This window comes from Sphingomonas sp. 22176, from assembly GCF_052045505.1.
Classification (GTDB): Bacteria; Pseudomonadota; Alphaproteobacteria; order Sphingomonadales; family Sphingomonadaceae; genus Sphingomonas.
Genome location: NZ_JBQEPL010000013.1, coordinates 1 through 23,637 on the forward strand (window position 1 = coordinate 1; position 23,637 = coordinate 23,637).

Below are 23,637 nucleotides of genomic sequence, written 5' to 3' on the forward strand. Positions count from 1 at the left end.
GCGTAAGCGTGGCCGGTAGGCCGCCTTGCTATTGTGCTCGGCTTTTCAGGTAGGCGATCTTCCCGGCATGGCGGCGGCCCGCGATGGCGGCGACGGCGCGTCGGGTGAGGCGTTCGTCGATATCGTCGGGATTGTAAGGGCCGCCGTACCATTCACGTAGACGATGGTGCTCCTCGTGGGTCGGGTCGGCCATGGCATCGAGGAACATCTCGAAGCCGGGTAGCCCCCCGACATCCTCGGGCGGACAACGTCGCGCGCCATCGACAAAGCGCGGATATTGTTGGTCCGGCTCACCGGAGCCGATGCTTTCGACGGTGATGGTGTGCCGCCAGTCATCACCCATGTCGTAGGTATAGAGGAGTTCCCGTACGCCGCGGTCGAGGAGCACCGCGAGCTTGACGTTCCGCGCCGCAGCCATGCCGTGGTCCGGCCATGCCGGGTCGGGCACACCGTAGCGCCGGTCTCCGGCTTCGAAATGCCACAGGTGGTAATGCCCCCAGCCCATGGCGGCCTGGATGATGTCATGGAGCATCTTCAGGCTGGCAGTGACCGGCACGTCGACCCGGCGCCAGATGGCGGGTTCGATGTCGTTCAGGACAATATGGAGGCGGGCGATGGTTTCGGCGCTCATGCCGCCATTTTGGCAGGTTCGCCTACCCAGTTCCACGGCAGGAGTTCATCCCAGCGACTGGCCGGCCAGTCGCTGGCGATTTTGGCGATTACATCGGCGATATAGGCCTGTGGGTCGACGCCGTTGGCCTTGCAGGTCTGGATGACGGTGTAGATGGCGGCGGCGCGTTCACCGCCCACGCGCGAACCGGCGAACAGCCAGTTGCGGCGGCCGATGGCGACGCCGCGTAGCGCGCGTTCCGCGATGTTGTTGTCGATCTCCAGCCGGCCATCGTCCAGGAAGCGCGACAGCGCCGGCCAGCGCTTGGTGCCATAGGCGATCGCCTTGGCCATGTCGGACTTGGGCGACAGGCGACGCAACGCGGCATCGAGCACCGCGCGCAGCGCCTCGACCAGCAGTTTGCTGCGTTCCTGCCGTGCCCGGTGCCGAATATCCGGCGGCTGGCCGCGCACCTCGGCCTCGACGGCGTAGAACGCGCCGATCCGCTCGAGGATGTCGGTGGTCAGCGGCGTGGGCGTACGTTCGTGCAGGTCGAAGATCTTGCGCCGGAAATGCGCCCAACAGGCAACCTCAGTCACGCCGCCCCGATACAGCCCGTCATAGCCAGCATAAGCATCGGCCTGGAGGAACCCGCGAAAGCCGGCGAGATGTGCCAGCGGGTGGGCGGCGGTGCGGTCCGGCGTGAAGCGATACCAAGTCGCACGCGGCGCCGTGCTGCCCGAGGCCTGGTCGTCGGCCGCGTACACCCATAGCCGTCCCGTCGCGGTCCTGCCGCGGCCGGGGTCGAGCACCGGCACCGGGGTGTCGTCGGCATGGATCTTGTCGGCCTTGAGGACTGCGTCGCGGATACGGGCGACGACCGGATCGAGCAACGCAGTGGCCTGTCCGGCCCAGCCGGCCAGCGTCGAGCGGTCGATATCGAGCCCCTGCGCCGCCATCATCTCCGCCTGACGGTACAGCGGCAGATGGTGCTCGAACTTCGAGACCACGACATGCGCCAGCGTGGCGAAGCTGGCCTTGCCGCGCGCGACGGCGCTGGCCGGCGCAGGCGCCTGGACAATCTTCTCGCAGACCCGGCAGCTATATTTGGGGCGGATGTTGCGCATGACCCGCCAGTGCACCGGCACCACGTCAAGCATCTCATGCGCATCCATGCCCAGCCGGCGCAACGCGCCGCCGCAATCGGGGCAGGTGCAGGCGCCCGAGGCCGGTTCGTGGAAGACCTCCTCGCGTGGCAGGTGCGTCGGCAGGCTGCGGACCGGTGCCGGCCGCGACGCCGTCTCGGACAGGCGCTCCCCTACCGGCGCCGCGTCGCGCTCGGCTTCCAGCTCTTCCAGCGCCAGTTCGAGCTGCTCGATCTCGCGGCCCAGCTTCTCGGACGAGGCGCCGAACTGCATCCGCCGCAGCCGGGCGATCTGCCCGCGCAATCTGTCGATGAGCAGATCGCGGGCAGCAAGCGCGGCATTGGCCCGGGCCAGCAACGCCTCCAGCGCGGCGATCCGCGCGGTGGCATCAGCAGGGGAAACGGGCGCTTCCGACACCCGGATTTCCTAGCAGATCGCAGCACCACAGGCGAGCAAAAGCAACGCAAAACCGCCGGTTTCAGCCCGCCAGCGTCGGCGTGTACGTCCGCTCAGGGCGGCGCCAGTCGATGCCCTCCAGCAGCATCGACAATTGCGCCGGCGTCAGCACCACCGTGCCGCTTGTCGTCACTGGCCAGACGAAACGGCCCCGATCGAGCCGCTTCGAAAACAGGCACAGGCCTTGCCCGTCGAACCACAGCAGCTTGACCAGATGCCCGCGCTTGCCCCGGAACGCGAACAGCGCGCCCGAATGCGGGTTTTTCGCCAGCACCTGCTGCACCAGCACCGCCAGCCCGTCGAAGCCCTTGCGCATGTCGGTCACGCCGCACGCCAGATATACCCGCGTCGGCAACGGCGCCGGGCTCACCGCAGCACCGACAGCACCCGTGCCAGCGCCTCCGCATCCACCCCGCCGTCGACACTGATCCGCACGCCGCTGGGCAGCGCGATGTCGATGCGGCCCGACGAACACGGCACCGGCGGCGACGCGGGCACCACCGGCCGGGCGAGCCGAACCTCGGCAAACACCGGCAGCGACGCTGCCGCCCCGGCCAGCTTGCCGGCCCGCAACTGCTTGCGCCACGTATAGATCAGGCTGCTCGAAACCTCGCGCCGGGCGATCACATCGCAGACCCGCACGCCAGGCTGGAACGCCTCGGCCAGGATCTCCAGCTTCTCCGCATCCGACCATCGCCGCCGGCCCGACACACGGCCGACGACCTCCATGCGACCAGTCATACGACTGCTCGTAGGACTGCTCGTAGAACCCGAAACTCCCTGCACCACCACCGCCCTCGTTAAAGGCGGCAAGCATCCCGGCTATCAACGATGCCGCAAGGCGGCCTGCAGGCCGCGCTTACGGCGCGGCCTAGCGCGAGTTCGCATCAAACAACATCCCCTGAGCTGTCGCATGGTGTGAGCGAATTACTCGCGCAGGTCCGGCGCGCCCTCGACCATGACCCGGAAGCCGCGCATGCCTTTCTGGACAGGCTTGAAGTGATCCTCGCTGCCAGCGAACCAGCGCTCGACAGCATTCTTTTGCCTGCCATGCCTCCGGGCTTGCATGGGCGCAGAATCAGCAAAGGCGGGCTCGCATCATGGCAGGTTCGTCGGGTCAGCGAGCATGTGGAAGCGCGACTGACCGAGCCGGTGACTGTGGACGCGCTGGCGGAGGTCGCGCAACTTAGCACCGGTCATTTCTGTCGCGCCTTCAAGGTGAGCGTTGGTGAGACCCCGCATGGCTTTCTGATCCGGCGGCGTGTGCGACGTGCGCAATCCCTGATGCTTCGCACCAGCGATCCGCTGAGCCAGATCGCCCTTGCCTGCGGTCTTACCGACCAAGCTCATCTCACTCGCCTTTTCCGGCGAATGGTCGGCGAGACACCACTCAGCTGGCGACGCAACTGGGCGCACATATTGCTCACGCCAAGCGCCGGTCCTTAGTTCAGCAGGCGGTTCGAATCTTTCTCAACATCGAGGAGCGTCAGATGCCTGTGACCGCCATGAAAGCGTGGCTTCGACAGAGCGACAGCGATTGGGGGCGCTGCTTCCAGAAAGCTGCCCCCCCCGTCAGCGGCAGGTTTCGGCGGAGGCCGCCGTTCAACACGCCGCCGACGAACGGCTGAAGGTGGTCGACAGTCGCCGATGCCGAATTTTGCATACTGGGTGAAGAACGGGCACGCGATTTGGGAATGCGCTGTCGATAGCTTCGCCCTCGAAACGCGGGCATTTCAGAAATTGGGAAAGGGCTCTAAATTTCCGCCTTCAAGTGCCGGGGAGTCTTGCCGTGAGCGTATTGCACGCGGCGAGAAAAATGGGATCGTGAAGCATAGCCGGCGGCCTGAGCAGCCTGCATAACGGAGTAGCCGGACGATCCCAGGAGCATGCCCGCCGTTCTCATGCGGACGCACAGCAACACCTCGCGAAAGGATGTTCCTGCCCTGTCCAGCTGCCGGCGGAGCGTTGAAGCTCCCACGCCAAGTTCGGCTGCGACATCACCCACCTGCCATGAGTGGCTTGGATCGGCGCAAATGATTGCTTCGACCTGTTCTTTCCGGCCGACCGTCGTCAGCATCCCGGCTACAGGCGTCTCCGCCAGCAGCAACAGGATTTCGAGTAGCCGGTTGCGCGCCAGGGTTGCGGCGACCGCAACCCCCAGCCCGGTCAATGCACTGGCGGCATGGCCATAGGCCTCGACAAGCGCTGGTGTGAGGTCAATGTCGAGCCGATCGGCAGTCGCGCTGTTCACCGGGACGGTACGCAGACTGCGGCGGAGCATCTGGCGAAGAACGTCATCGACAGTGATGCAGATCGATTCATATCGGCCAGATGCAGGATCGGGAATGTTCACCAGATCGAAATCCATGCCCGCCGGAATGACGAACGGGACGCCTGCTGCGAATGTCTGTGCAACGTCGCCACGCCAAACTTCCTTGGTGCCGCTCAAAACCACAACGACTGCTGGATGCTCCATCCGGTTGCGGGCGATGCGCTCGCGCTCCTGGATGCAATAGCCAAAGACGCGAACGCCTGTTTCGGCGCCATGGGAGACAGATCCGTGCACGCCAGACGGCGCACGAAGCCCGGCCAAGCGGTTCAACAATGAGGCACGCAGCCCGTTCTGATCGACAGCGGTGGTCGGCATGGCACAATAATCGCCTCATCGGTTGCACCCCGCAAGAACGCAGTGAGCGTTTCGGGCGCAAAGACGAGCATAGTCGGCACTTTCGCTTCTTGGAGGGTGGGCATCGTCACACCGTATCTAAGGAGAACGCCATGCTTGTTTCGCTGTGGTCCCGCATTGTCGCGGGGTGCATATTCGCCGCTATGAGCGCGGGAGGCCAGGCCGCTGCGCCCAGAGCTGAGGTGATGATCTGGCGTCTCGACTGCGGTCAGATCGTCATGAACGACGCCTCGCCGTTGTCGGATGCTGGCATTTACAATGGTGAATCCCGTCGCTTGAGCGTCGGCTGCTACCTGATCCGCCATGGCAAGGAGTTGATGCTGTGGGATGCCGGCTTGCCCAAATCGCTGCTTGGCAAGCCGATCGATCATCAGCCGATCAGCCCAACGTTGTCGGTCGATCTGCCGACCCAGTTGGCGCGCATCGGCGTGCGACCGGGGGATATTACGCGACTGGGTCTAAGCCACTACCACTTTGACCATGCCGGCCAAGCGGCGGCGTTTTCCAATGCTACGTTGATGATCGGAGCCGCGGACTGGGCTGCGCTCCGTTCCAGCACCATGCCCTTCGGTGCGGATCCGATCCTCCTCGCGAATTGGCTGAACGGGACGGCCAAGGTCGACCCGCTTGAAGGCGACAGGGACGTGTTTGGCGACGGCTCGGTCGTCATTCTAGCGACGCCAGGACATACTCCCGGCTCCACCGCATTGCTAGTAAGGCTGCCAAAAACCGGCCCCATAATCCTGAGCGGCGACGTCGCCCATCTGGAAGCGCAATGGCCCCTATCGGCCGTGCCGACATGGAACACGGAACGCGCCGATAGCTTGGCGTCGATGGATCGCTTGCAGAAGCTAGCATTGAACCTCGGTGCCACGATTGTCGTGCAGCATGACCCAACCGATATACCCAAGCTTGCCGCTTTCCCGGAAGCGTCTCGGTAGACGCCAGCCGTTCCCGATTGGGAACCATTTGGGGATCAGCACCTCAAAGATCGGTTCGAAAGTCCTTCAAAGCGTTCGCTTTCCTTAAATATGTTGCCGACTGCTGTTCCCGAGTTTGCCGTCCGGAGATAAGAAATCCGGATCTATGCCGTCAGCAATCGGCACCTTTGAAGCGCGCAATCGCACGCCTGACTGGGCGCATCCGGGCGGAAGCAGCCAGTCCGGGATCCGGTTTCTGACGGCTGCCGCCTATGGAGCAATTAGGGCTCCGTTCGGCGGCTTTCGGCTCGAGCGGTCCTTCCCGCCAGCTAACAGGAACGGCTTAAGTTGGTCGTCAGCTGCCTCGCCCGCGGCTTTCAAAAAACGGCAGCTTTCCCGCTTATCCTCAACAAAAGCGGACAGGCAACAAACCACCAATCTCGGCCGTCGCCGGGAGGGTTCGAGCTGAAAGCGGACGTTTCCCTGGGGCGAGCAGCGAATGGCGGCTTTTGACACGACCGCTCGCCTGAATGGCCGAGATTGGGGCGTTAGGCGACATCCTCCGGGCGCCCCGTCACGACGTCGAATAATATGTTGCTGGCTGAGTGTGCTCCCACGAAACGGATAGCTTCCTGTTCAGCCGCTCTTGGAGTGATGGCTTGCGCCGAAAGATCGAGAACGAGATCGAGCCGACCAATATGACCTTCGGCAGCTATCTCGATCCCATCCACCCCGAGCACCTGACCGCCGGTCTCGGTGCACAGCTTGATCCGCGCGATCGCATCGTCGGCGGTCAGCATTTGTATCGCCATCGGACCGTACCTCTCATCCGCTCCCGGCAGATTGGCGGTGCTTCTCGATGTCCACAAGTGGAGCGGGAGCAGACCGGCAGCTTTTTCATCCGAAGCGGAATGGCAGCTCCTGGCGCGTGCGGGGCGCTGAGTGGCTGAAAATGGTGGTTTGCGGACTGTCCGCTAAAAAGCCGCAACGGTGGAAAGCAGACTTACCCTCGCGTCGGAACGAGGGATGGTCGACCCTCGTCAGTCACATCCGTGACCGTAGCCTACAATGAGAGAGGCGGCATTCCTCTCCGCACCACGTCACTGGGTCGCGGCCAGTATCACGGCAACCGTCTCGTCCGGCTGGTCCCACATAGGAAAATGTCCGCTGGCCTCGAACCAGTGCAGGTCGGCGGAGGGAAAGGCGAGTTTCGCCCGCGCTGCCTGCCTCGGCAGGCACAGCCGATCATGGCGGCCCCAACCTATCACGATCCGACGCGCAGAGTCGGCTGCCGGGCCAACTTGCTGAGGCCCGCCCGCAAGGTCGCGAACCAACGCGTCGAACGTCGGTGTCGCGCTGAGACTTGCCAACTCGGTCGCAACGACTTTCGCATCGAGCGCCCAAGGACGCGCGGACAGCTGCACGAGCAACGCGGTGCGTGATGCGGCGTTCTTGCTGAGCATCGGCAAGATAGGTCGAATTGCGCGAACCAGCCGCCCCGAAACGCCTATGGTGGTTTTGAAGAATGTGCGTTCCCAACCGCGCCAGAAGCCGCCAGGGTCAAGTGCCACGACGTTGCCGACGCGGCCACGCCGGGCAAGTTCCAGCACGATCCGGGCACCCATCGAGCTACCGACGACGTCGATCCCGTCCAATCCGTTGTCCGCGATATAACGCTCGACGCTGCCTACAAGGCCATCAAAGGTCCCGCTATCGTGATCCGGCGGGGTGGCGCCGTGTCCGGGAAGGTCAATCGCGATCAACGTCCGTTCGACGCTGAGCGGCCCCATGACGGTGTTCCACGATTGCCAGCTGCCGCCGAGACCGTGAACAAGTAGCAGCTTGCGGCCGGTGCCGCGTTGGACCTCATTCATTCAGGGGGTGCTCCTATTGGTTGCTACTGAACCATTGGGAGCTGCCTTTGGGGCCGATAGGCATGTCGTCTGTACGGAATCAGCCGGTTCAGGTCCGCCCGCTTCCAAGGTTAAGCGAGCGACCGCGTCAGGGACCGGCGATCGTCGCGCCGAACGACCGATAATGGGGCGCTTGCCGCCACTTGCTCGGTTCTGGACGCGGTGGCTGACGAATGCCAACATCGAGCGTCCAGACAGGAAGGCACGCTGACATGACGAAGTATCTAATCTCTTTTCCCAGCGACGCGATGCAACTGAACGAAGAAGAACTCGTGCGCGCTGGGGTGGAATCGCGTGCCGTGATCGCGCAGGCAAAAGCAGCGGGTGTTTACGTCTTTGGCGGTGGCATCAACGAAGACGTAGGTCCGGTGTTGGTCTCCGCCGACGGCTCGACGACATCCGATGTCTACCCGGGCAGCCATTTGGATGGGGGATTCACTGTTTTGGAGCTACCAACGCGACCTGATGCCGAGGAATGGGCGCGGAAAATCGCCGTCGCTTGCCGTTGCTCCCAAGAATTGCGCGAATTCATGTACGACCCCGCGAGCTAGTCCCTCGGTGGCGATGGCAGTTGCCTACCACTCAGGGGAGCCGCCACTCCGGCGTCATATATCAGCGAAGGCGCTCGCTTGGTTGAACGGCCCATCTCGGCAGACGCCCGCCTCGGGCTCGTCCGCTGTTGGGGCGGGAGCAGACCGGCTGCTTTTTCCTGCGAAGCGGATGACCGCTGTTGGCGCCTGCGGGGCGCTGAGCGGCTGAAAATGGTGGAAAGCGGACTAGAGCCACAGGTCTCTACGGCAGTTCTAACCTGCGAAACGCGACGTCCTCCAAGCGCCCTTTCGTCAGGGTGAAGCGGGGCAGTCGCACTGATCCAAATTGGGACACGTGGCTCCAAATCGGTCGTTCTCTACGCGGAACAAGTTGCGCGTCCGAGTGTTCGCTCGCAGGCATGTGATGCAGATCAAGAGTAGTATTCCTGACTGGTGCGGCTGAAACCTGCCATCTACCTGAAGAGCGCGAGCGCAAATAAACCTACGGCCGTAGAGCTTTCGCCTGCAGAGTCCATGAAAGAAGCACATAATGGCAGACGCGATTCTCGTTCTTCTTGTAGAGGATGAACCGATGCTTCTAATTAACGCTCAGGATAGCTTGCGGGACGGGGGATTTGAGGTTTTAGACGCAAGTGACGCAGAGGATGCTATCAGAATTCTCGAAGCTGATGCAGAAACCATCGGCGGGTTGATCACCGACGTGCGCCTTGGCTCCGGTTCAACAGGATGGGACGTTGCGCGGCGCGCGAGAGAGCTGAAACCTACGATGCCGGTCGTCTATATGACGGCCGAGAGCGCGGAAGACTGGTCGGCCCAAGGGGTTCCCAAAAGCATTCTGGTGCAAAAACCGTTTGCTCCGGCACAGCTTCTGACTGCTATTTCCACGCTCATCAACGAGGCTAGCACCGGGCTCTGAAAGGGTCGACCTGCGCGTCCACCCGGGGTGCGGACTGGCTGGTTGATCGCGTCTAGGCGCGAGCTGAAGGCCTTCGGCAGCCTCCCCTCTGCTGCACCGCCATCGCTGCAGCGTCCTGCACTCCACGCGGTCAGTCGGGGAAACCCCTCTTTGTGTTACGCGCACGCCGCGCTGTCTAGGCAGCTAAGTGGGTGCAGTTTCGGCCGCTCGACTTTGCGTCATACAAGACCTGGTCCACACTTGCGAACCATGCGCCGACGTCGACAAAACTCCCGATGGGCGACACTCCGAAGCTCGAGGTAACCTTGATGGCTTCACCCCCGGGGAGCTCGAAATCGTGGTTTTGGATGCTGTGCCTCAGCCGCTCGGCAGCCACGAGCGCCTCCGCGGCACTGGTTTCAGGGAGAAGAATGGCGAATTCTTCTCCCCCCATTCGCCCGAGGAAGTCGGTCGGCCGCAGTGTCTGCGTCGCAATCCGGCCGATGTGACGAAGCACCTCGTCTCCCGCTGGATGGCCGTGCTCATCGTTGATCTTTTTGAAGTGATCGATGTCGAACGCCACCAGGGTGCTTGGCCTATGATACCGTGCGTTGCGCGCGAACTCGCGGTTCACCTGCTCCTCGAAGGCGCGACGGCTGAGCGCTCCCGTAAGGTGGTCTGTGCTCGCGATCAGGCGCAGCTCCAGCTCATCGCTTACGATGTTTGCGAAGTTCTTGAGGATGGCAATGTCAGCTGGGCTAAACCGACGAGGTGTGGTGTCAATAGCGCACAAGGAGCCGACATTGTACCCATCTGGCGAGCGCAGTGGCACACCGGCATAACTCCGGATCTTCGGTCCGCCCAGCACCAGCGGGTTGCGAGCAAAGCGCTCATCAAGGAGAGCGTCCTCGACAGTCAGCGGTTCAGCCTGCTGGATCGTGTAGTTGCAGAAGGAAATCGAACGCGGCGTTTCGCGAACGTCCAAACCGCGATAGGCCTTGAACCATTGCCGCTCCCTGTCGACCAGGGAAACGGTTGAGATAGGCACCGCGAGGACGGTACGGACAAGATTGACGATCTTTTCGAAAGGCTCCTCTGGTGCGGTCTCCAGGATCTGCATGCGCCCGAGCGCAGACAGCCGCGCTTCGTCATCCATAAGCTTCTCATCAAGCACGGGCATTCCCCAGCACCACCGCTCGCATCGCCGCAGTAAGTTCGTCACGGTAGCTGTCGAGAAGCTGGTACACGCTCATCTCGATGACGGCTTCATCGACACTGACGTGCTCCCCTGAAACTCCTCCAGTTTGAGGTAGAGTCCTCGATCAAGGAGGACGAAGATGAAGCGCAGCAGGTTTTCAGAAGAGCAGATCATCGGGATTCTGCGCGAGCAGGAGGCCGGGTCGTCGACGGCAGACGTGTGTCGGAAGCACGGTGTAAGCAGCGCGACGTTCTACAAGTGGAAGGCGACGTATGGCGGCATGGACGTGTCGCAGGCGCGCAAGCTGAAGGTGCTCGAGGACGAGAACGCGCGGCTGAAACGGCTGCTGGCCGATGCGATGCTCGACAATGCGGTGCTGAAGGAAGTTGCCGCAAAAAACTGGTGAAGCCTGCCGCTCGCCGAAGGGCTGTCGAGGACGTGCGGCAGATCTTCGGCATCAGCGAGCGTCGGGCATGCGCCATTCTGAGCGTGGATCGGTCGTCGATGCGCTATGCGCATCGGCGTAGTGATGATGGCGACCTGCGGTCGCGGCTTCGCGAGATCGCGCTTGAGCGCCGTCGGTTCGGCTATCGGCGGCTTGGGATCATGCTGGCCCGAGAAGGGATCGTCATGAACCACAAGAAACTGCTGCGGCTGTATCGCGAGGAGAATCTGCGGGTGCGTCGTCGCCGCGGCCGCAAACGGGCGATGGGCACGCGGGCGCCGATGGCGCACCCGCAGGGGCCGAACCAGCGGTGGAGCCTGGACTTTGTGAGCGATACGCTGGTGTGCAGCCGGCGCATCCGCATCCTTGCCGTCGTCGACGACTTCACGCGGGAGAACCTGGCACTGGTGGTGGATACCTCGCTGTCGGGCGCTCGTGTCGCTCGCGAGCTCGACGCGATCATCGCGGTGCGCGGCAGGCCCCTGATGATCGTCAGCGACAACGGGACCGAACTGACCAGCCTGGCGATCCTGCGCTGGGCGCAGGACCGGCAGATCGAGTGGCATTACATCGCGCCGGGCAAGCCGCAGCAGAATGGCTACATCGAGAGCTTCAACGGTCGCTTGCGCGACGAGTGCCTGAACGAGACGCTGTTCGCCTCGCTGAGCCATGCCCGCTCGGTGCTGAGCAACTGGCGAAACGACTACAATCATGTGCGGCCGCATAGCGGCATAGGCGGGCTGACGCCTGCCGATGCCGCCAAGCGCGTTGTGCAAACCCACCCGCCAGCGCATCCTGGCAGCCCCGGACTCTACTTATGAGTGGAGGAGAAAAGGGGAGCACGTCAACACCGGCAGCACGAAGGCTTTCCACAAGGGAGGAAAGGTGTCGTTGATGCCGCTGAACGCTTTCCTGGAGCTCGGGCGGGATCGCATCCTGCTCATTTTTGGGGTCGGTCGCCGCTACGGACTTGCCTTCAGCCATACTCGCTACACTTGCCATGCTCTTTTATAGATTGGCAGGAGGGGGATTGGCGTGGCTGCCAGCGGATTTGCGACAAGCTGCGGAGTTGCGACCTAGCGAACGCCACAGACCATCGCCGTATCGTAATCTCATAAGCAATCGTAGTTGGCCGCACGCCTTAAGGTCCCATGCTGGGTGGAAAGCTGCCGTCGGCGTTGGCTCGTAACGTCGGAGCTAGTCAGAGCTAAACAGCGATTCTCCAGCGGGGTAGACCGCGGGGGGCGTTCTGGCGACAAAACACAGTCGAAGCCGAGCAAAATGTAGGCACGTGCCTACCTTGTAGCGCCCGTGACACACTGCGATCTAGTGCGGTGAAAATCGCCATCTTTGGTCGAAAAGTGGTTGCGTGAGGCGACTTACCTCGTGCTCTTTAGCGCACGGCAACGGGCCAAGCACCGCCATGACAAGGCTGTCGGCCCAGCAGGCCTTGGAGGGAGAGGGGATATGAGTCCAGGCGAGCTGAGCGTCGCATTCTTCATGCAGGTTCTTGTCATTCTCGCGGCGTGCCGTGGGATGGGATGGGTGATGAAGCGTTTCGACCAACCGCAAGTGGTCGGCGAGATGATTGCCGGCGTGATCCTTGGGCCATCGCTCTTTGGCTTGTTCCTGCCGGATGTGCAGGGGATGATCTTCCCAAAAGAGACCAAGTCGATCCTCTACGTCGTCGCTCAGCTCGGCGTCGGGCTGTATATGTTTATGGTGGGGCTGGGCTTCCGAACCGACCACTTTCGTCTGAATGCCAAAAGCGCGGTCGCAGTCTCACTCTCGGGCATGGCTGCGCCCTTTCTCGTGGCGCTCGCGCTGACGCCTTGGCTGATCGGGCTCCACCTGTTCGGAGACAAGGTTACCGAGCTTCAAGCCACGTTGTTCATGGGTGCATGCATCTCGATCACTGCGTTCCCGGTCCTCGCCCGCATTATCCAGGAGCGGGGCATCACCCGCACACCGCTCGGCTCGCTGTCCTTGTCAGCGGGTGCAATCGACGATGCGGGGGCATGGACGGTGCTTGCCATCGTGTTAGCGAGCATCGGCGCCGGGCCACTGGTGGCGGTGAAAGCAGTTCTGGGCGGGGTATTCTTCGCTGCCTTCATGGTGCTCCTTGGACCTAGCGTCTTCGCCCCGCTGGCCAAGTGGGCAGAGCGAGAGGAGCGGATCACGCCGCCGCTTCTAACCGTCATTCTCATGCTGTTCGCGCTGAGCGCATGGGCGATGGATGCGGCTGGGCTTCATTCGGTATTCGGCGGTTTCTTGCTCGGCGTCGCGATGCCGCGTGGCCTATTGACCCGAGAAATCCGCAAGCAAGTCGAGCCGTTCGCCACCGCCCTGCTGGTACCGATGTTCTTCACCTTCTCCGGGCTCAACACCCAGCTGACGATGGTGAACAGCTGGAGCCTCGCCGGCATCGCGCTGGTAATCGTTGCTGGATCAATTCTCGCCAAGGGGGTGGCTTGCTGGGCTGCGGCCCGTGCAACGGGCCAGGACAACGCCACTGCAATGGCGGTAGGCGCATTGATGAACGCACGTGGTCTAATGGAACTGATCATTATCAACATCGGCCTGCAAAAGGGCATTATCGGGCCAGCGCTGTTCTCGATGCTTGTTGTGATGGCGATCGTCACCACGCTGATGGCAACGCCCCTCTTCGAAATCGTTTACGGGCGAAATGCGCGCGCTGCAGGGCTGCTCGGCAAGCTGAACGAGAACGAGTTCGCGGACGAACGAAACGCCGGCGGCGCTCTGGCATCGCGCTAAGCTTACCTCAGAGCATCCCGATGGGCAGAGCCCGTAGGGCAATGCCGACATAGGTGCGCCGTGTGGCGCTCAGGAAGAATTGATATGCAAGAAGGTTTGACGGGAGATCGGGTGGTGCGGCGCGTCGTAGTCGCAGGGGGCGGCACCGCAGGCTGGGTGACCGCGACTGCGCTGATCCGGCATCTTGGGCCGCTGATCGACGTCACGCTCGTGGAATCGGACGCAATCTCCACGATCGGCGTTGGGGAATCGACGGTGCCCACCTTCAAGGGCTTCCATGACCTTCTTGGGATCAAGGAAGACCGGTTCATGGCTGCGGCCCAGGCTACTTTCAAGCTGGGTATCGAGTTTCGTAACTGGGGGAGGATTGGCGATCGCTACATCCATCCGTTCGGAACGATCGGTACCCGAGCTTCTTGGATGGCCGACTTCCACCATTTCTGGATGCATGCACGTGCGAATGGCTTCGGCGGCGACCTCGGCGAATATTGTCTCGAGTGGGTTGCTGGAGAAGCAAATCGCATGGCGCTCGATGCGGCGCCCTACATCGGTTACGCATATCATGTCGACGCGACCCGCTACGCGCGATTTCTCCGAGATCTCGCCGAGCCCGCAGGAGTTCGCCGTGTTGAAGGTAAGATCGAGCGCGTCGAGCTTGATGTTGAAAGCGGTTTCATAAAGGCACTCGCGCTTGAAACCGGCGAGCGAGTAGAGGGAGACCTCTTCATCGACTGCACCGGCTTTCGCTCGCTCCTGTTGGGGCAGGCTCTGGAGGTACCATTCGAAGATTGGGGCCAATGGATTTCGACGAACAGCGCGGTTGCGGTCCAGTCATCCTCCGCTGGGCCGGCCCAGCCCTACACCTCCGCGATCGCCCACGAGGCGGGGTGGCGATGGCGCATCCCGCTTCAGTCTCGCGAGGGCAACGGCTTCGTGTTCTGCAACGAGTTCCTTTCAGACGATGAAGCTCGAGCGCGACTGCTGGCGGAGATTGAAGGCGAGCCGACCATTGAGCCATGGCTCATCCGGTTCAAGACTGGCATGCGAGCCAAGACCTGGAGTCGCAACTGCGTGGGGTTGGGGCTGGCCGGCGGCTTCATCGAGCCGTTGGAATCCACTAGCATCCATTTGATGATGGCGGCAGTTACGCGGCTAATTCAGGACTTCCCGTTCAACGGCTGCAATGAGGGCCTCATTGCCCACTTCAACGAGAAGTCGCGGCTGGAATTCGAGTGCATTCGAGATTTTATCATCCTGCACTACCATGTCACCGAGCGCGACGACTCTCCCTTCTGGCGTAGGTGCCGCAGCATGGAGATCCCACCCTCACTGAAGGAGCGCCTGGAACTCTGGCGCGAGGACGGTCGGGCTTACCAGCTCGATCATGAGCTGTTCCGGGTCGAGAGCTGGGCAATGGTGCTGCTCGGCCAGCGCTTTCCGGCGATTGGCTATCACCGCCTTGCGCAGATGATGCCGCAGGAGGAGCTCCGGAGTCAGCTGGATAGAATGCGGCACCAGATCAGGGAAATAGTCGCGCGAATGCCGACGCACCCGGAGTTTCTTAGCCGCTACTGTCCATCGGGAGCACCCTAGATGCTCGACGTATTCAAATGCCCCAAACGAATGGATGAGATACCTACCGCTGCGGTGCTTCCCATTGGCCACAATGCCTAATTCGGAACCCAGTCGAGAGCGTGGAAGTGGAGCCCCACCCACAACTGAGCGAAATGGCGATTATGCCTATATAGACAAATCGAATTTCGTACGTCCGCTGTCATGGCTTGCCCCTTCGAGTGAAAAGGCTGCGCGATCTTCGGAATGTCCGCTGCTGGGCGCGAGCTGCCGGTCCGCTTTCTCTGCCAAAGCTGCCGTCGACACCATACCCGATAGCACGAGCACCGGCAGTCGAGGCGGTGTGACCGGGCCCGCTGCGTGCGCAGCGGGTCCTGGGTCAGGAGCCGGGAGTGTGGGACATCAGCGGGGGCAGCGCTGCGCTATGAGGAGGGCTCCACGCAGCCCCCGCTGCCACGAGCGGGGGTGTGCCATTTCTATCTGGCTGCGGGATGTGCCTTTTCTAACTGGCGGCAACGATGGGAATCTTCAATCGAGCTTGACATGTGAGATTTCGATTGAGCACTTCACCGGTCTACCGAACTGTTTCGCCCGCTGCCGGCATCCTGCAAGTACGTCCGCATTGTCTGTCGAAAGCCGAGCGGCCTCGCCGAGCGCATGCGCCTGCTGCGGTTTCGCAACCTGCATGAGCCGCACGCCCGCGTCCCAAGGCGTCCGCCTGAGTATTGCTGCAGCCCGTTCTTCTGGCCAATGCCAACTCTCGGGCGCGAGCTGAGCAATAACTGTTGGGACGGCTGTGCCGGAAGCGAAGCCGACCAATAGTGCCAAAGCCGCCGCCCCCGCGATCCACAGCTGCTGAGTTTCCGCAGAGTGGGCCGACACGACCATCCCCTTCAGTTCCTGGACTGCGCCGGCAAGGGCACGGCTGGCGCCGGTCCAGGCACGATGATCGTCCGCACGACCCTGCGTCCCAGCCGCCTCAATCTGCTTTGCGACATCCTGCGGCGTCAATGCCATCGCAGGCCGCTTGGCCAGGATGTTGATCGCACCGCAAACTTTCTCGTAGCCCTCACGGATCTTCTCCAGGTCAGGCCCATAGTCGCGCGCATGCAATTCCTGCTGCCGGGCAGCGAAACCGTCGACCGCAGCGGTGAGCCCCGCCAGCTTGCGCGACATGTCGTTGAACGCCTGGACGGTCTGGTCCGCTTCGACGGGAGGTTCGTGGATACCCATGGCTACATCCCAATTCCAAGACCCCGATCACGATCAATCGAGAAGGTAAGCTGGCGGATGATCGAGCGGGTACGAGCATCGTCGCCAAGTGCTCGGCTAACACCGCCATCGCGGCTGCCCGGCGTCCATTCCGGCGACCATTGCCGGCCAAACAACTGACTGCCCCGGCGGCTGAGCGCGGCGCCGAGGGCCGGATCTTTCTCCAGCCCCTTCGCCATCGATCGCATCGCGTTTTCGACACCGACTCGCTTCTCTTCATTCTCCCACCCGCTCAGCTTGGCCCGCCGCGCCTGCAGTTGCTGCCAGGCCTGCACAAATCGATCGGCCCGCAACTCAGGATTGGTGCGCATCTCGGCTTCCAGCTGCATCTTGCGAATGGCGTTGGCGGTGCGGCCATTGGCCGCTTCGCTGACCAGACCCGGCGTCCGCTCGAACGCCATGTCGAGATCGCGGGCGCCGTGGGGATGCAGCGCGTTGACCGCCTCGGCAGTGCGCGCAAGCGCCGCCTTCTGCACTTCAAGCGGCGCACGGCCCTGGCTCGTCATGCGGCCTGCCTCCTGCACGGCGCGCGCATAGCCTTCGACCGCCCGCTCCAGCTTCTGCGTTGCGGATGCCTCGGGCGCAGCCGCTGACACCGACAGTTTGAGCCCGTCGAAGCGCAGCTTGGTCGGCGCGCGATCGGGCTCGGGGATGGACAACCGCAACCCATCGAACATGCCCCGCCGCCGGGCGGGTGCAGGCGCGCTGCGCTGGGGTTCGGCGAGCGGCTCTCTTGCGAGCGTATCGAGGATACGCGACCGTTCGACACCGCGCCGTGCAGCGAAGCGCTCGGCAGCGGTATCATAGTCGATGGCATTGTCCTTCTGCCGGTCGCGCGACAGCGTGTGTGCCAGTTTGCCCTGGTCGGCGAAATCGTCCCGGCCATAGTGAAGCTGCACGGCAGCGCGGTGCCGCGACAGCGCGACATAGGCAGCGTGCCGATCGAGCCCCGGCGTGGCCAGCACATGCACCCGGTCGACGGTGACACCCTGCGCCTTGTGGATCGTGGCGGCGTAGCCATGGGCGACGTCGCCATAGTTCTTGTGGTCGAAGGCGACCTGGCGGCCATCGTCGAGCCGCACGGCCATGCGGGCATGATCCACCTGTTCGATGGTACCGAGACTGCCATTCTTCACACCCAGGCTGCGTTCGTTGCGCAGGAACATGACCCTGTCGCCGGTCCCAAACAAGCGTTCTCCACGGGTGGTTTCGACAGCAATATCAGCATCTAAGGACCCACTGCGTTTCATCGCATCCCGGGCCAGCGCATTCAGTTCATCGCATTCTTGGTTGGTGTGGGTCAGAATAATGCGCGAGGATGTCCGATCAGCGATCCGCTCGCGATCCCAGCGCTCGATCAGCGCCGTTCGAGCTTCGATTCGCGTGTCCGAGTCGACAACCATGCCGGCCTGGGCATAGGCCTCCAGCGCCTCGGCGGTGCGGCCGGTCGCAAGCTGGCGCGTCGCCAGCCGCTGCCAGTCGTCGCGCTGTCGGCGGATGTCGGTGATCTCGATGGCGCCATGCCGCTCAGCAACCGAACGGAACGCCGCCCCCGCTTCGATCGCCTGCAACTGTTCAGGATCGCCGACCAGCACCACCTTGGCGTGGCGCTTCTCGGCTTCGGCGATCACCCGCTCCATCTGGCGTGTGCCAATCATGCCGGCTTCGTCGATCACGAGGATCGACCTGTCGGTCAGCAACTCGCGCCCCTGCCCCCATTGATGCTCGATGCTGGCTACGGTGCGCGACACGATGCCCGAGCCGCTTTCAAGATTCTCGGCGGCGATGCCCGAAAGCGCCAGGCCCTGCACCTGATAGCCGGCGCTCTCCCAAGCTTCGCGTGCCACCCCGAGCATCGCCGATTTGCCGGTGCCGGCATAGCCGACGACCACGCCCAGATCCTTGCCGCTGGTGACATGGTCAAAGGCGCTGCGCTGCTCGCTCGACAGCACCAGTCCGCGCATCTCTGCGCGGGCCAAGGCAAGCTTACGATGCCGCTCGTCCATGCCGTGTCGGCGGCCCGCGTCGAGCTTTACCGTCGCGCGCTCCAGCCGCGTCTCGGTCTCGATCATATCGCGGTTGGTAAAACGGTCTTCGCCGCGCCCGTCCTTGCCGAGCTTCACCAGTTCGGGTGCCGCGCGCACTGCCGCCATCACCTTATCGAACTGCTCTTTCCCTTCGCTGTGGCGATGCACGAACATCGCCAGATCGCGCGTGGTGAAGGTTGCCTGGGTGCGGGTGATCGCGTCGAGCGCAATCGCCGGATTGGCGAGCAGCTTTTCGCCATTGGCGCGCGCGATGTCGTGATGTTCTTCCAAGCGCTCGGAGGCGAGCCCCTGCTCGGCCATCCGCGCAGCGGCCGGGCCGATCTTGTGCTGCGGTTCGAGGTCGATCCCCTGCGCCTCCAGCGAGCGATGATCGACCCGCGCATCGATATCCAGTTCGGCCAGCCGCGCATTGACATGCCCCGCCCAGCGCTCGCGCCATGTCTCCAGCAGGTCGGTACGATTCCAGTCGCGGTTCTTCTTGCCAAACCCGTCGGCATCCACCTCGCGCAACGCGAGCATGACATGCGCGTGGGGCTTGGGTTCGCCGTCGGCGCCGATATCCCAATGCACATTGAGATCGGCGACCATGCCGCGGTCCACGAATTCCGCCTGAACAAACTCGCGCGCCAGCCGAATGCCCTCCGCCTGGTTCAGCTCGCGCGGGATCGCGAATTCGATCTCGCGCGCCAGCTGCGCGTCCTTCCGCAGCTCGACGGCCTCGACTTCATTCCAAAGCTTTTCCCGATCGGCGAGAAGCTCGGGTGCGCCGTCCGGCAGCAGCACTTCGGAATGGACGACGCCCGCCTTGTTCGAGAAATCATGATGCCGATCGAGCCGCTGATCGTGGAGCCGCGAAGCCGAGCGATAGGCGGCAGCGGCCAGCGCCGACGATCCGCTGGCGCGGCTGATGATCTTGGCTGAAAAATGGTAGATCGCCATAGCGGCAATCCATTTACACCAAACAAGCGACGTCGGCACGACGTATAAGCGCGCCCTCAAAAGATTTCATCTTTTTCGCGACGTGATCATCCCAAGATATTTCACGATATTGCGCTGATCGACGCAGTTCCTAAATCACCGAACATCAGCCATCAACTGCGGAGGTTTCGATGCGCAAGCCACGTGACTTCGATTTGGAACTGAAGACGCTCGACAGCAAGGCGCGACAGCTCAAACAAGCCAAGCTCCAGCATCTCGGCGAATTGGTCGTTGCGACTGGTGCCGATGCGCTACCGGTCGAGCAACTGGCAGGCGTGCTGCTCGCTGCCGTCGGCACGTCGGACATGATGGTGCGGGAGGGCTGGCGCCAGCGTGGCGCGGCCTTCTTTCAACGGGAGGGCAAAGCTCGTGGCAGCGCTGGTGCGCGTTCGGCATCGGCTACGTCAGCTGACGACGGCGCAGCACCGGCTGGAAGCGCAGCGGGCGCGGAATGACACGCGAGAATGGGTGGTGAAGCGCCGCGAGCGGACGCACCAGTTGATCGAACTGGGCGGCCTGGTTGCGAAAGCCGGATTGGTCGAACTTACCGACGATGATCGCGCCGTATTGTTCGGTGTGATGATCGACGCTGCCGCCACGCTCAAAGGCGAACAACGCGATCAGGCGCTGACGTTATGGCGAAGACGTGGGCGTCGCGCGTTCGAGCAGCTGCAGAATGATTAATCTCGCCGGATCCTCCAACATATTTTAGCAGACGGAGCACGTACGCTCCTATAATCCTGTTGTCGGCAGCATGCCGAAAAACAAGGAGCAGGGACGCAGAATGTCTGAGCAGAACAATACCGATCCCGTTGAACTCGCCAGCGACCTCACCATTGCCTGGTTGTCGAACCCGAACAATCGCGCAACGATGGACGACGTGTCCACGTTCCTGCGGAAGATGCATTCAGATGTGATTGAACTTTCAGGTGGCGTCGCGAGCGCGGAAGTTGCGAGCGAAGAATCTGCGCCGGAAGAATTCACGCCGGCCGTCTCGGTCCGCAAATCGCTGGCCTCGAAAGACCACATCATCTCGCTGATCGACGGCAAGCCGTATCGGACGCTGCGCCGGCATCTGAGCACGCACGGTCTGACGCCTGAGGAATATCGCGCGCGCTACAATCTGAAGGCGGATTACCCGATGGTGGCGCCGACCTATTCGGAGCAGCGCCGCGCGATGGCGCACAAGATCGGCCTGGGCGCCAAGGGCCGCGCAGCACGCAACGCGCCTGCCGAAGCGCCAGCCTCGAAGCCGGCGCGCAAGCCCCGCGCGACGGCGGCACCTACTACCTGAATTCAATCCCGCGCCGAGGCTGCATGCCTCGGCGCGGGGCGAGCATGCGCGGACGACTGCCCAGCACATCCTTCACCTTGCGATTGTCGAGCCGGTAATCGCCAGCCGCCACGACCAGCACCACCGCATCGCCGACGCGCAGTGACAGCGTCTTGGCGATACGCCCCGTCAGCACATCAAGCGTGGCGGCAGCTTTGAACACCGGCGCGGTGCTCGAAGCCTGTTCGATGATCGAAATGTCGGGTGCCGGCACCTCCAGAAAGGCGGACCGCCTCGATGCCCATCAGCCGTTGAGCTTGTCTTTCACTGCCTTTGCGGGCGTGAAGGCCAGCTTCTTCGACGCTGCAATTTGGATCGCCTCGCCGGTGGAAGGATTGCGGCCCTCACGTGCGGCGCTTTCCTTGACCTTGAACTTGCCGAAGCCGTTCAGCGACACTTCCTCGCCAGCCGCTGCAGCTTCGGTGATCGCGGCGAAAATGCCGTCGACCAGCTTGCGCGCGTCCGCCTTGGTGAGGCCGTAAGCTTCGGAAACGCGGTCGGCGAGATCGGCATTGTTCATGGACGTGTTCTCCGTGTGAAAAGGGGCGTGCCATCTAGGTGCGGGCCATCAACCTGTCCAGCGACGCGCGCAATCATGCGGCAGCTTGCTCCAGCGCCGCGATGCGTTCTTCGCAGATCACCTGCACCGCCTGCCCCAACACTTCGACGCGTTCGCCCAGCCACGCCAGCTCCTCGGCGCTGATGCGGTAGTGCTTCGAATAGCGTGCCTTCACATAAGCCTCTTTCAACTTCTCGAATCGCGAACGGTCGCCACGCTGGTCGCGAGGCCAGGCGTCGACCAGGCGCGGATCGATCCGCTCGGCCTGGGTGCGCAGAAATCCAAGATTGTGGGTGTGCGGCGTGTAGAAGGTGCAGACCAGTAAAACGCAGTGGTAGAGGCGTTCTGCGGCTTGGTGCATGTTGAATGCCGCTTCCCGAAGTCCATCCTCTGCCGCCAGAAAATCGGCCGCTCGCTTGAACTTCTCGGCGCTCGGAAACCACTCGACAAAATACTCCCGCGCCATCGCCAACGCCTGCGGTGGCGTCTTCGGCTTGGGCTGATGCAGCTCACTCGGTTCGCTCTCGTATAGCGCGATGCCATCGCGGGCGACGTCCATGAAGAAATAGCGCCCATGTGCGAGCCCGTCGTTCACCTCCTGCAGGGTGTGGACGATGAAGTTGATGGGCGTGCGCAGCGTCTTGGTAATCGCCAGTTCGCGGTTGAGCCGATCCTCGGCGGTCGCCCAGAACTCCACCCGATCGGTGAGCTTGTCCTTGTTGACGATCACGAGCAGGTCGAAGTCCGATTGATAGCCCTTTGCGGTATGGGGTTCGTCGACCCAGCCCCCGCGCGCATAGCTGCCGTACAGAATGACCTTGAGAATCCGCGCCTGCTTCTTCCAGTCCGACGTGGCAATGGCGATCGCGTCGCCAAACTCCTCGAACAGGATCTGGACGACGCGCTCCAGCTCGCGCTGCTTGGCTGGGGGCAGATGGTCGAGGCTGGTCCTCATGGATCGATCCTAACGCGCTGATGCGGCGGCGTACACCTCGCCTGGTTCCCCGGGCGAGGTGTCGCATCGCTCATGGCTGCTCGCCCCGCTCCGCCCGACCCAGCGCAATCAGCACGCGGGCGACGGTCTGCTCGACCTCTTCCACCGTGCAGCCATGCAATTCGGCCGTTTCGACGAAATCACAATCGTCGAATCGCACCGATCCGAAGATCGCCCGATCGCGCTCGGGCATTGCGCGAAAAGCACGGCGCATCCGCCGCAGACGAAGCCAGCGCATCATTGCCCCGCCTCCCCATCCGCGACGAAGCCGAGCAGATAGTCCGCCGCCTTGCTGGCAGCGCTCGCCGCCCGAAAGATCGCCTTTTCATCCTCGCGCAGCACCGCCAGCCAGCTGCCGACATAATCGGCGTGCCGCACCGTCGGCCGGATCGCCAGCGACGCGCAGGTGAACGCGCTCGCCATCTCGGCAACCAGCTCCTCCCGGCTATAGGCGGCGCTGCCGAACGCGCCCGACTGATCGCGGTCGAGCCGAGAGCCGTGTCCGCTCCAGTGCCCAAGCTCGTGCAGCACGGTGCGATACCAGTTGATACGGTTGTAGAAAGCGAGCTGCGGCGGCACCGCGACATAGTCTCCCGCCGGGCTATAATAGGCTTCGCCACCCCCGATCCGGATATCCGCCCCGCATGCTTCCATCAGCGCGTGCGCGGCGGGAATGCAGTCGGCCTCCGCCACCGGCTCGCCCTGCTCCACCACCGCCAGCCGCTCGGGCAGTCCCTCGCACTGGTCGACGTTGAACACGGTAAAGCGCTTGAGAAACGCCAGCTGCCGCGCCTCACGATCTTCATCCCGCGCCCGCTCCGCCTCATCCTTCGGGGTGAAGCGATCCGCATAACAGATCGTCGTCCCCCGCTCGCCGCGTCGCACGCTCCCGCCCGCCGCCTGCGCCTGCCGAAAGGTCAACCAGCGCTGCGAAGCATACCGCCCTTCGATCACCGCCGCCCAGAGGATCAGCACATTGATCCCCGAATAGCGCCGCCCCGTCACGGCATTCGCCGGCATCGTACATCCACACGCAGCGGCATCCCAAGGCTGCACCCAGGGCAGCCGCCCCTGCTCCAGCTCGGCAATCACCCGCCCCGTCACCTCGGCATAGAGGCTAGTCCGGTTCTCGTGCCCAACACCCATTGTCCTGCTCCTTCCAAAACACCGCAACCGGCGCCGGAAGGGCGGGGGGAGCGGCAGGAGCGAACCGGCAGTCCTGCCGTCAGAGGCAGGCCGCACCCGCAGGGCCGCAACGGAGAGGAGGAGCCGGGCATCGCCCGGCTT

At 63.0% G+C, this 23,637-nt stretch carries 25 protein-coding genes; 10 read left to right on the top strand and 15 right to left on the bottom strand.

What is annotated here, in order from left to right; all coding sequences use genetic code 11:
• Positions 1-28: 28 nt before the first annotated feature.
• The 4 genes from ACTJKY_RS21105 to tnpA are packed head-to-tail and all read right to left on the bottom strand — an operon-like array spanning position 29 to position 2,952.
• Positions 29-631, bottom strand: coding sequence for a plasmid pRiA4b ORF-3 family protein (locus ACTJKY_RS21105; protein WP_440847118.1), 603 nt, complete (start codon positions 629-631; stop codon positions 29-31).
• The gene (gene tnpC, locus ACTJKY_RS21110; RefSeq protein WP_440847296.1) at positions 628-2,178 is read right to left on the bottom strand and encodes an IS66 family transposase; all 1,551 of its coding nucleotides are present in this window, start codon (positions 2,176-2,178) and stop codon (positions 628-630) included. Before tnpC ends, ACTJKY_RS21105 begins: the two co-directional genes overlap by 4 nt.
• A 55-nt stretch (positions 2,179-2,233) precedes the next feature.
• The gene (tnpB, locus tag ACTJKY_RS21115; RefSeq protein ID WP_440847117.1) at positions 2,234-2,581 is read right to left on the bottom strand and encodes an IS66 family insertion sequence element accessory protein TnpB; all 348 of its coding nucleotides are present in this window, start codon (positions 2,579-2,581) and stop codon (positions 2,234-2,236) included.
• Positions 2,578-2,952 carry an IS66-like element accessory protein TnpA gene (gene tnpA, locus ACTJKY_RS21120; RefSeq protein ID WP_440847116.1) on the bottom strand — a complete coding sequence of 125 codons (375 nt, stop codon included), beginning with the start codon at positions 2,950-2,952 and terminating at the stop codon, positions 2,578-2,580. Before tnpA ends, tnpB begins: the two co-directional genes overlap by 4 nt.
• 177 nt (positions 2,953-3,129) lie before the next feature.
• Between tnpA and ACTJKY_RS21125 the strand changes: the two genes are divergently transcribed.
• Positions 3,130-3,657, top strand: coding sequence for a helix-turn-helix domain-containing protein (locus ACTJKY_RS21125; protein ID WP_440848049.1), 528 nt, complete (start codon positions 3,130-3,132; stop codon positions 3,655-3,657).
• A 307-nt stretch (positions 3,658-3,964) separates the two neighbouring features.
• Here ACTJKY_RS21125 and ACTJKY_RS21130 read toward each other — a convergent pair whose 3' ends face one another.
• Positions 3,965-4,858, bottom strand: a complete 894-nt coding sequence (locus ACTJKY_RS21130; protein ID WP_440848050.1) for an AraC family transcriptional regulator — start codon at positions 4,856-4,858, stop codon at positions 3,965-3,967.
• A gap of 131 nt (positions 4,859-4,989) precedes the next feature.
• On the opposite strand from ACTJKY_RS21130, the gene ACTJKY_RS21135 reads away from it, so the two are divergent.
• Positions 4,990-5,838 (top strand): N-acyl homoserine lactonase family protein, encoded by an 849-nt coding sequence (locus ACTJKY_RS21135; RefSeq protein ID WP_440848051.1) that lies wholly within the window; start codon positions 4,990-4,992, stop codon positions 5,836-5,838.
• A 527-nt stretch (positions 5,839-6,365) separates the two neighbouring features.
• Here ACTJKY_RS21135 and ACTJKY_RS21140 read toward each other — a convergent pair.
• Positions 6,366-6,617, bottom strand: a complete 252-nt coding sequence (locus tag ACTJKY_RS21140) for a hypothetical protein (RefSeq protein ID WP_440848052.1) — start codon at positions 6,615-6,617, stop codon at positions 6,366-6,368.
• A 300-nt stretch (positions 6,618-6,917) separates the two neighbouring features.
• Complete coding sequence (locus ACTJKY_RS21145) at positions 6,918-7,691, bottom strand: alpha/beta fold hydrolase (RefSeq protein WP_315589035.1); 774 nt, start codon at positions 7,689-7,691, stop codon at positions 6,918-6,920.
• Between the two features lie 251 nt (positions 7,692-7,942).
• Between ACTJKY_RS21145 and ACTJKY_RS21150 the strand changes: the two genes are divergently transcribed.
• Both ACTJKY_RS21150 and ACTJKY_RS21155 read left to right on the top strand, forming a co-directional pair.
• Positions 7,943-8,281 (top strand): YciI family protein, encoded by a 339-nt coding sequence (locus ACTJKY_RS21150; RefSeq protein WP_440848053.1) that lies wholly within the window; start codon positions 7,943-7,945, stop codon positions 8,279-8,281.
• A gap of 529 nt (positions 8,282-8,810) precedes the next feature.
• Entirely contained in the window at positions 8,811-9,197 is a 387-nt protein-coding gene (locus tag ACTJKY_RS21155; RefSeq protein WP_440848054.1) for a response regulator, read from the top strand.
• 175 nt (positions 9,198-9,372) lie between these two features.
• Here ACTJKY_RS21155 and ACTJKY_RS21160 read toward each other — a convergent pair whose 3' ends face one another.
• Positions 9,373-10,332 carry a sensor domain-containing diguanylate cyclase gene (locus tag ACTJKY_RS21160; RefSeq protein ID WP_440848055.1) on the bottom strand — a complete coding sequence of 320 codons (960 nt, stop codon included), beginning with the start codon at positions 10,330-10,332 and terminating at the stop codon, positions 9,373-9,375.
• Between the two features lie 181 nt (positions 10,333-10,513).
• On the opposite strand from ACTJKY_RS21160, the gene ACTJKY_RS21165 reads away from it, so the two are divergent.
• The 3 genes from ACTJKY_RS21165 to ACTJKY_RS21175 all read left to right on the top strand — a co-directional run bounded on the left by ACTJKY_RS21165 (position 10,514) and on the right by ACTJKY_RS21175 (position 15,187).
• Positions 10,514-11,640 (top strand): IS3 family transposase gene (locus tag ACTJKY_RS21165; RefSeq protein ID WP_440848056.1). Its coding sequence is split into 2 segments (ribosomal slippage): positions 10,514-10,766 and positions 10,766-11,640, totalling 1,128 coding nucleotides; the frame shifts between segments, so codons are not numbered across the junction.
• 727 nt (positions 11,641-12,367) lie between these two features.
• A complete protein-coding gene (locus ACTJKY_RS21170) occupies positions 12,368-13,594 on the top strand; it encodes a cation:proton antiporter (protein WP_440848057.1) in 1,227 nt (408 codons plus the stop codon).
• Between the two features lie 84 nt (positions 13,595-13,678).
• Entirely contained in the window at positions 13,679-15,187 is a 1,509-nt protein-coding gene (locus ACTJKY_RS21175) for a tryptophan halogenase family protein (protein WP_440848058.1), read from the top strand.
• 507 nt (positions 15,188-15,694) lie between these two features.
• Here ACTJKY_RS21175 and ACTJKY_RS21180 read toward each other — a convergent pair.
• Positions 15,695-16,399, bottom strand: a complete 705-nt coding sequence (locus ACTJKY_RS21180) for a DUF6118 family protein (RefSeq protein ID WP_440848059.1) — start codon at positions 16,397-16,399, stop codon at positions 15,695-15,697.
• A 2-nt stretch (positions 16,400-16,401) separates the two neighbouring features.
• Positions 16,402-19,425, bottom strand: coding sequence for a Ti-type conjugative transfer relaxase TraA (traA, locus tag ACTJKY_RS21185; RefSeq protein ID WP_440848060.1), 3,024 nt, complete (start codon positions 19,423-19,425; stop codon positions 16,402-16,404).
• Positions 19,426-19,595: 170 nt separating this feature from the next.
• On the opposite strand from traA, the gene ACTJKY_RS21190 reads away from it, so the two are divergent.
• From ACTJKY_RS21190 to ACTJKY_RS21200, 3 genes are all read left to right on the top strand, one after another.
• Positions 19,596-19,919 (top strand): conjugal transfer protein TraD, encoded by a 324-nt coding sequence (locus ACTJKY_RS21190; RefSeq protein WP_440848061.1) that lies wholly within the window; start codon positions 19,596-19,598, stop codon positions 19,917-19,919.
• A gap of 16 nt (positions 19,920-19,935) precedes the next feature.
• The gene (locus ACTJKY_RS21195) at positions 19,936-20,148 is read left to right on the top strand and encodes a conjugal transfer protein TraD (RefSeq protein ID WP_084584445.1); all 213 of its coding nucleotides are present in this window, start codon (positions 19,936-19,938) and stop codon (positions 20,146-20,148) included.
• A 100-nt stretch (positions 20,149-20,248) separates the two neighbouring features.
• On the top strand, positions 20,249-20,758 hold the full coding sequence (locus ACTJKY_RS21200) for a MucR family transcriptional regulator (protein ID WP_440848062.1): 510 nt from the start codon (positions 20,249-20,251) through the stop codon (positions 20,756-20,758).
• Here the strand turns inward: ACTJKY_RS21200 and ACTJKY_RS21205 are convergent.
• The 5 genes from ACTJKY_RS21205 to ACTJKY_RS21225 form a co-directional block, all read right to left on the bottom strand.
• Positions 20,751-21,011: a YbaK/EbsC family protein gene (locus ACTJKY_RS21205; protein WP_440848063.1), complete on the bottom strand. Its 261-nt coding sequence runs from the start codon at positions 21,009-21,011 to the stop codon at positions 20,751-20,753. The two genes, ACTJKY_RS21200 and ACTJKY_RS21205, sit on opposite strands and share 8 nt — an antisense overlap.
• A gap of 30 nt (positions 21,012-21,041) precedes the next feature.
• The gene (locus tag ACTJKY_RS21210; protein WP_440848064.1) at positions 21,042-21,317 is read right to left on the bottom strand and encodes an HU family DNA-binding protein; all 276 of its coding nucleotides are present in this window, start codon (positions 21,315-21,317) and stop codon (positions 21,042-21,044) included.
• A gap of 73 nt (positions 21,318-21,390) precedes the next feature.
• Positions 21,391-22,311 (bottom strand): HEPN domain-containing protein, encoded by a 921-nt coding sequence (locus ACTJKY_RS21215; protein WP_440848065.1) that lies wholly within the window; start codon positions 22,309-22,311, stop codon positions 21,391-21,393.
• Between the two features lie 70 nt (positions 22,312-22,381).
• Positions 22,382-22,591: a sigma factor-like helix-turn-helix DNA-binding protein gene (locus ACTJKY_RS21220; RefSeq protein WP_440848066.1), complete on the bottom strand. Its 210-nt coding sequence runs from the start codon at positions 22,589-22,591 to the stop codon at positions 22,382-22,384.
• A complete protein-coding gene (locus ACTJKY_RS21225; protein WP_440848067.1) occupies positions 22,588-23,496 on the bottom strand; it encodes an ArdC family protein in 909 nt (302 codons plus the stop codon). The genes ACTJKY_RS21220 and ACTJKY_RS21225 overlap by 4 nt, the downstream gene beginning before the upstream one ends.
• Between the last annotated feature and the right edge of the window lie 141 nt (positions 23,497-23,637).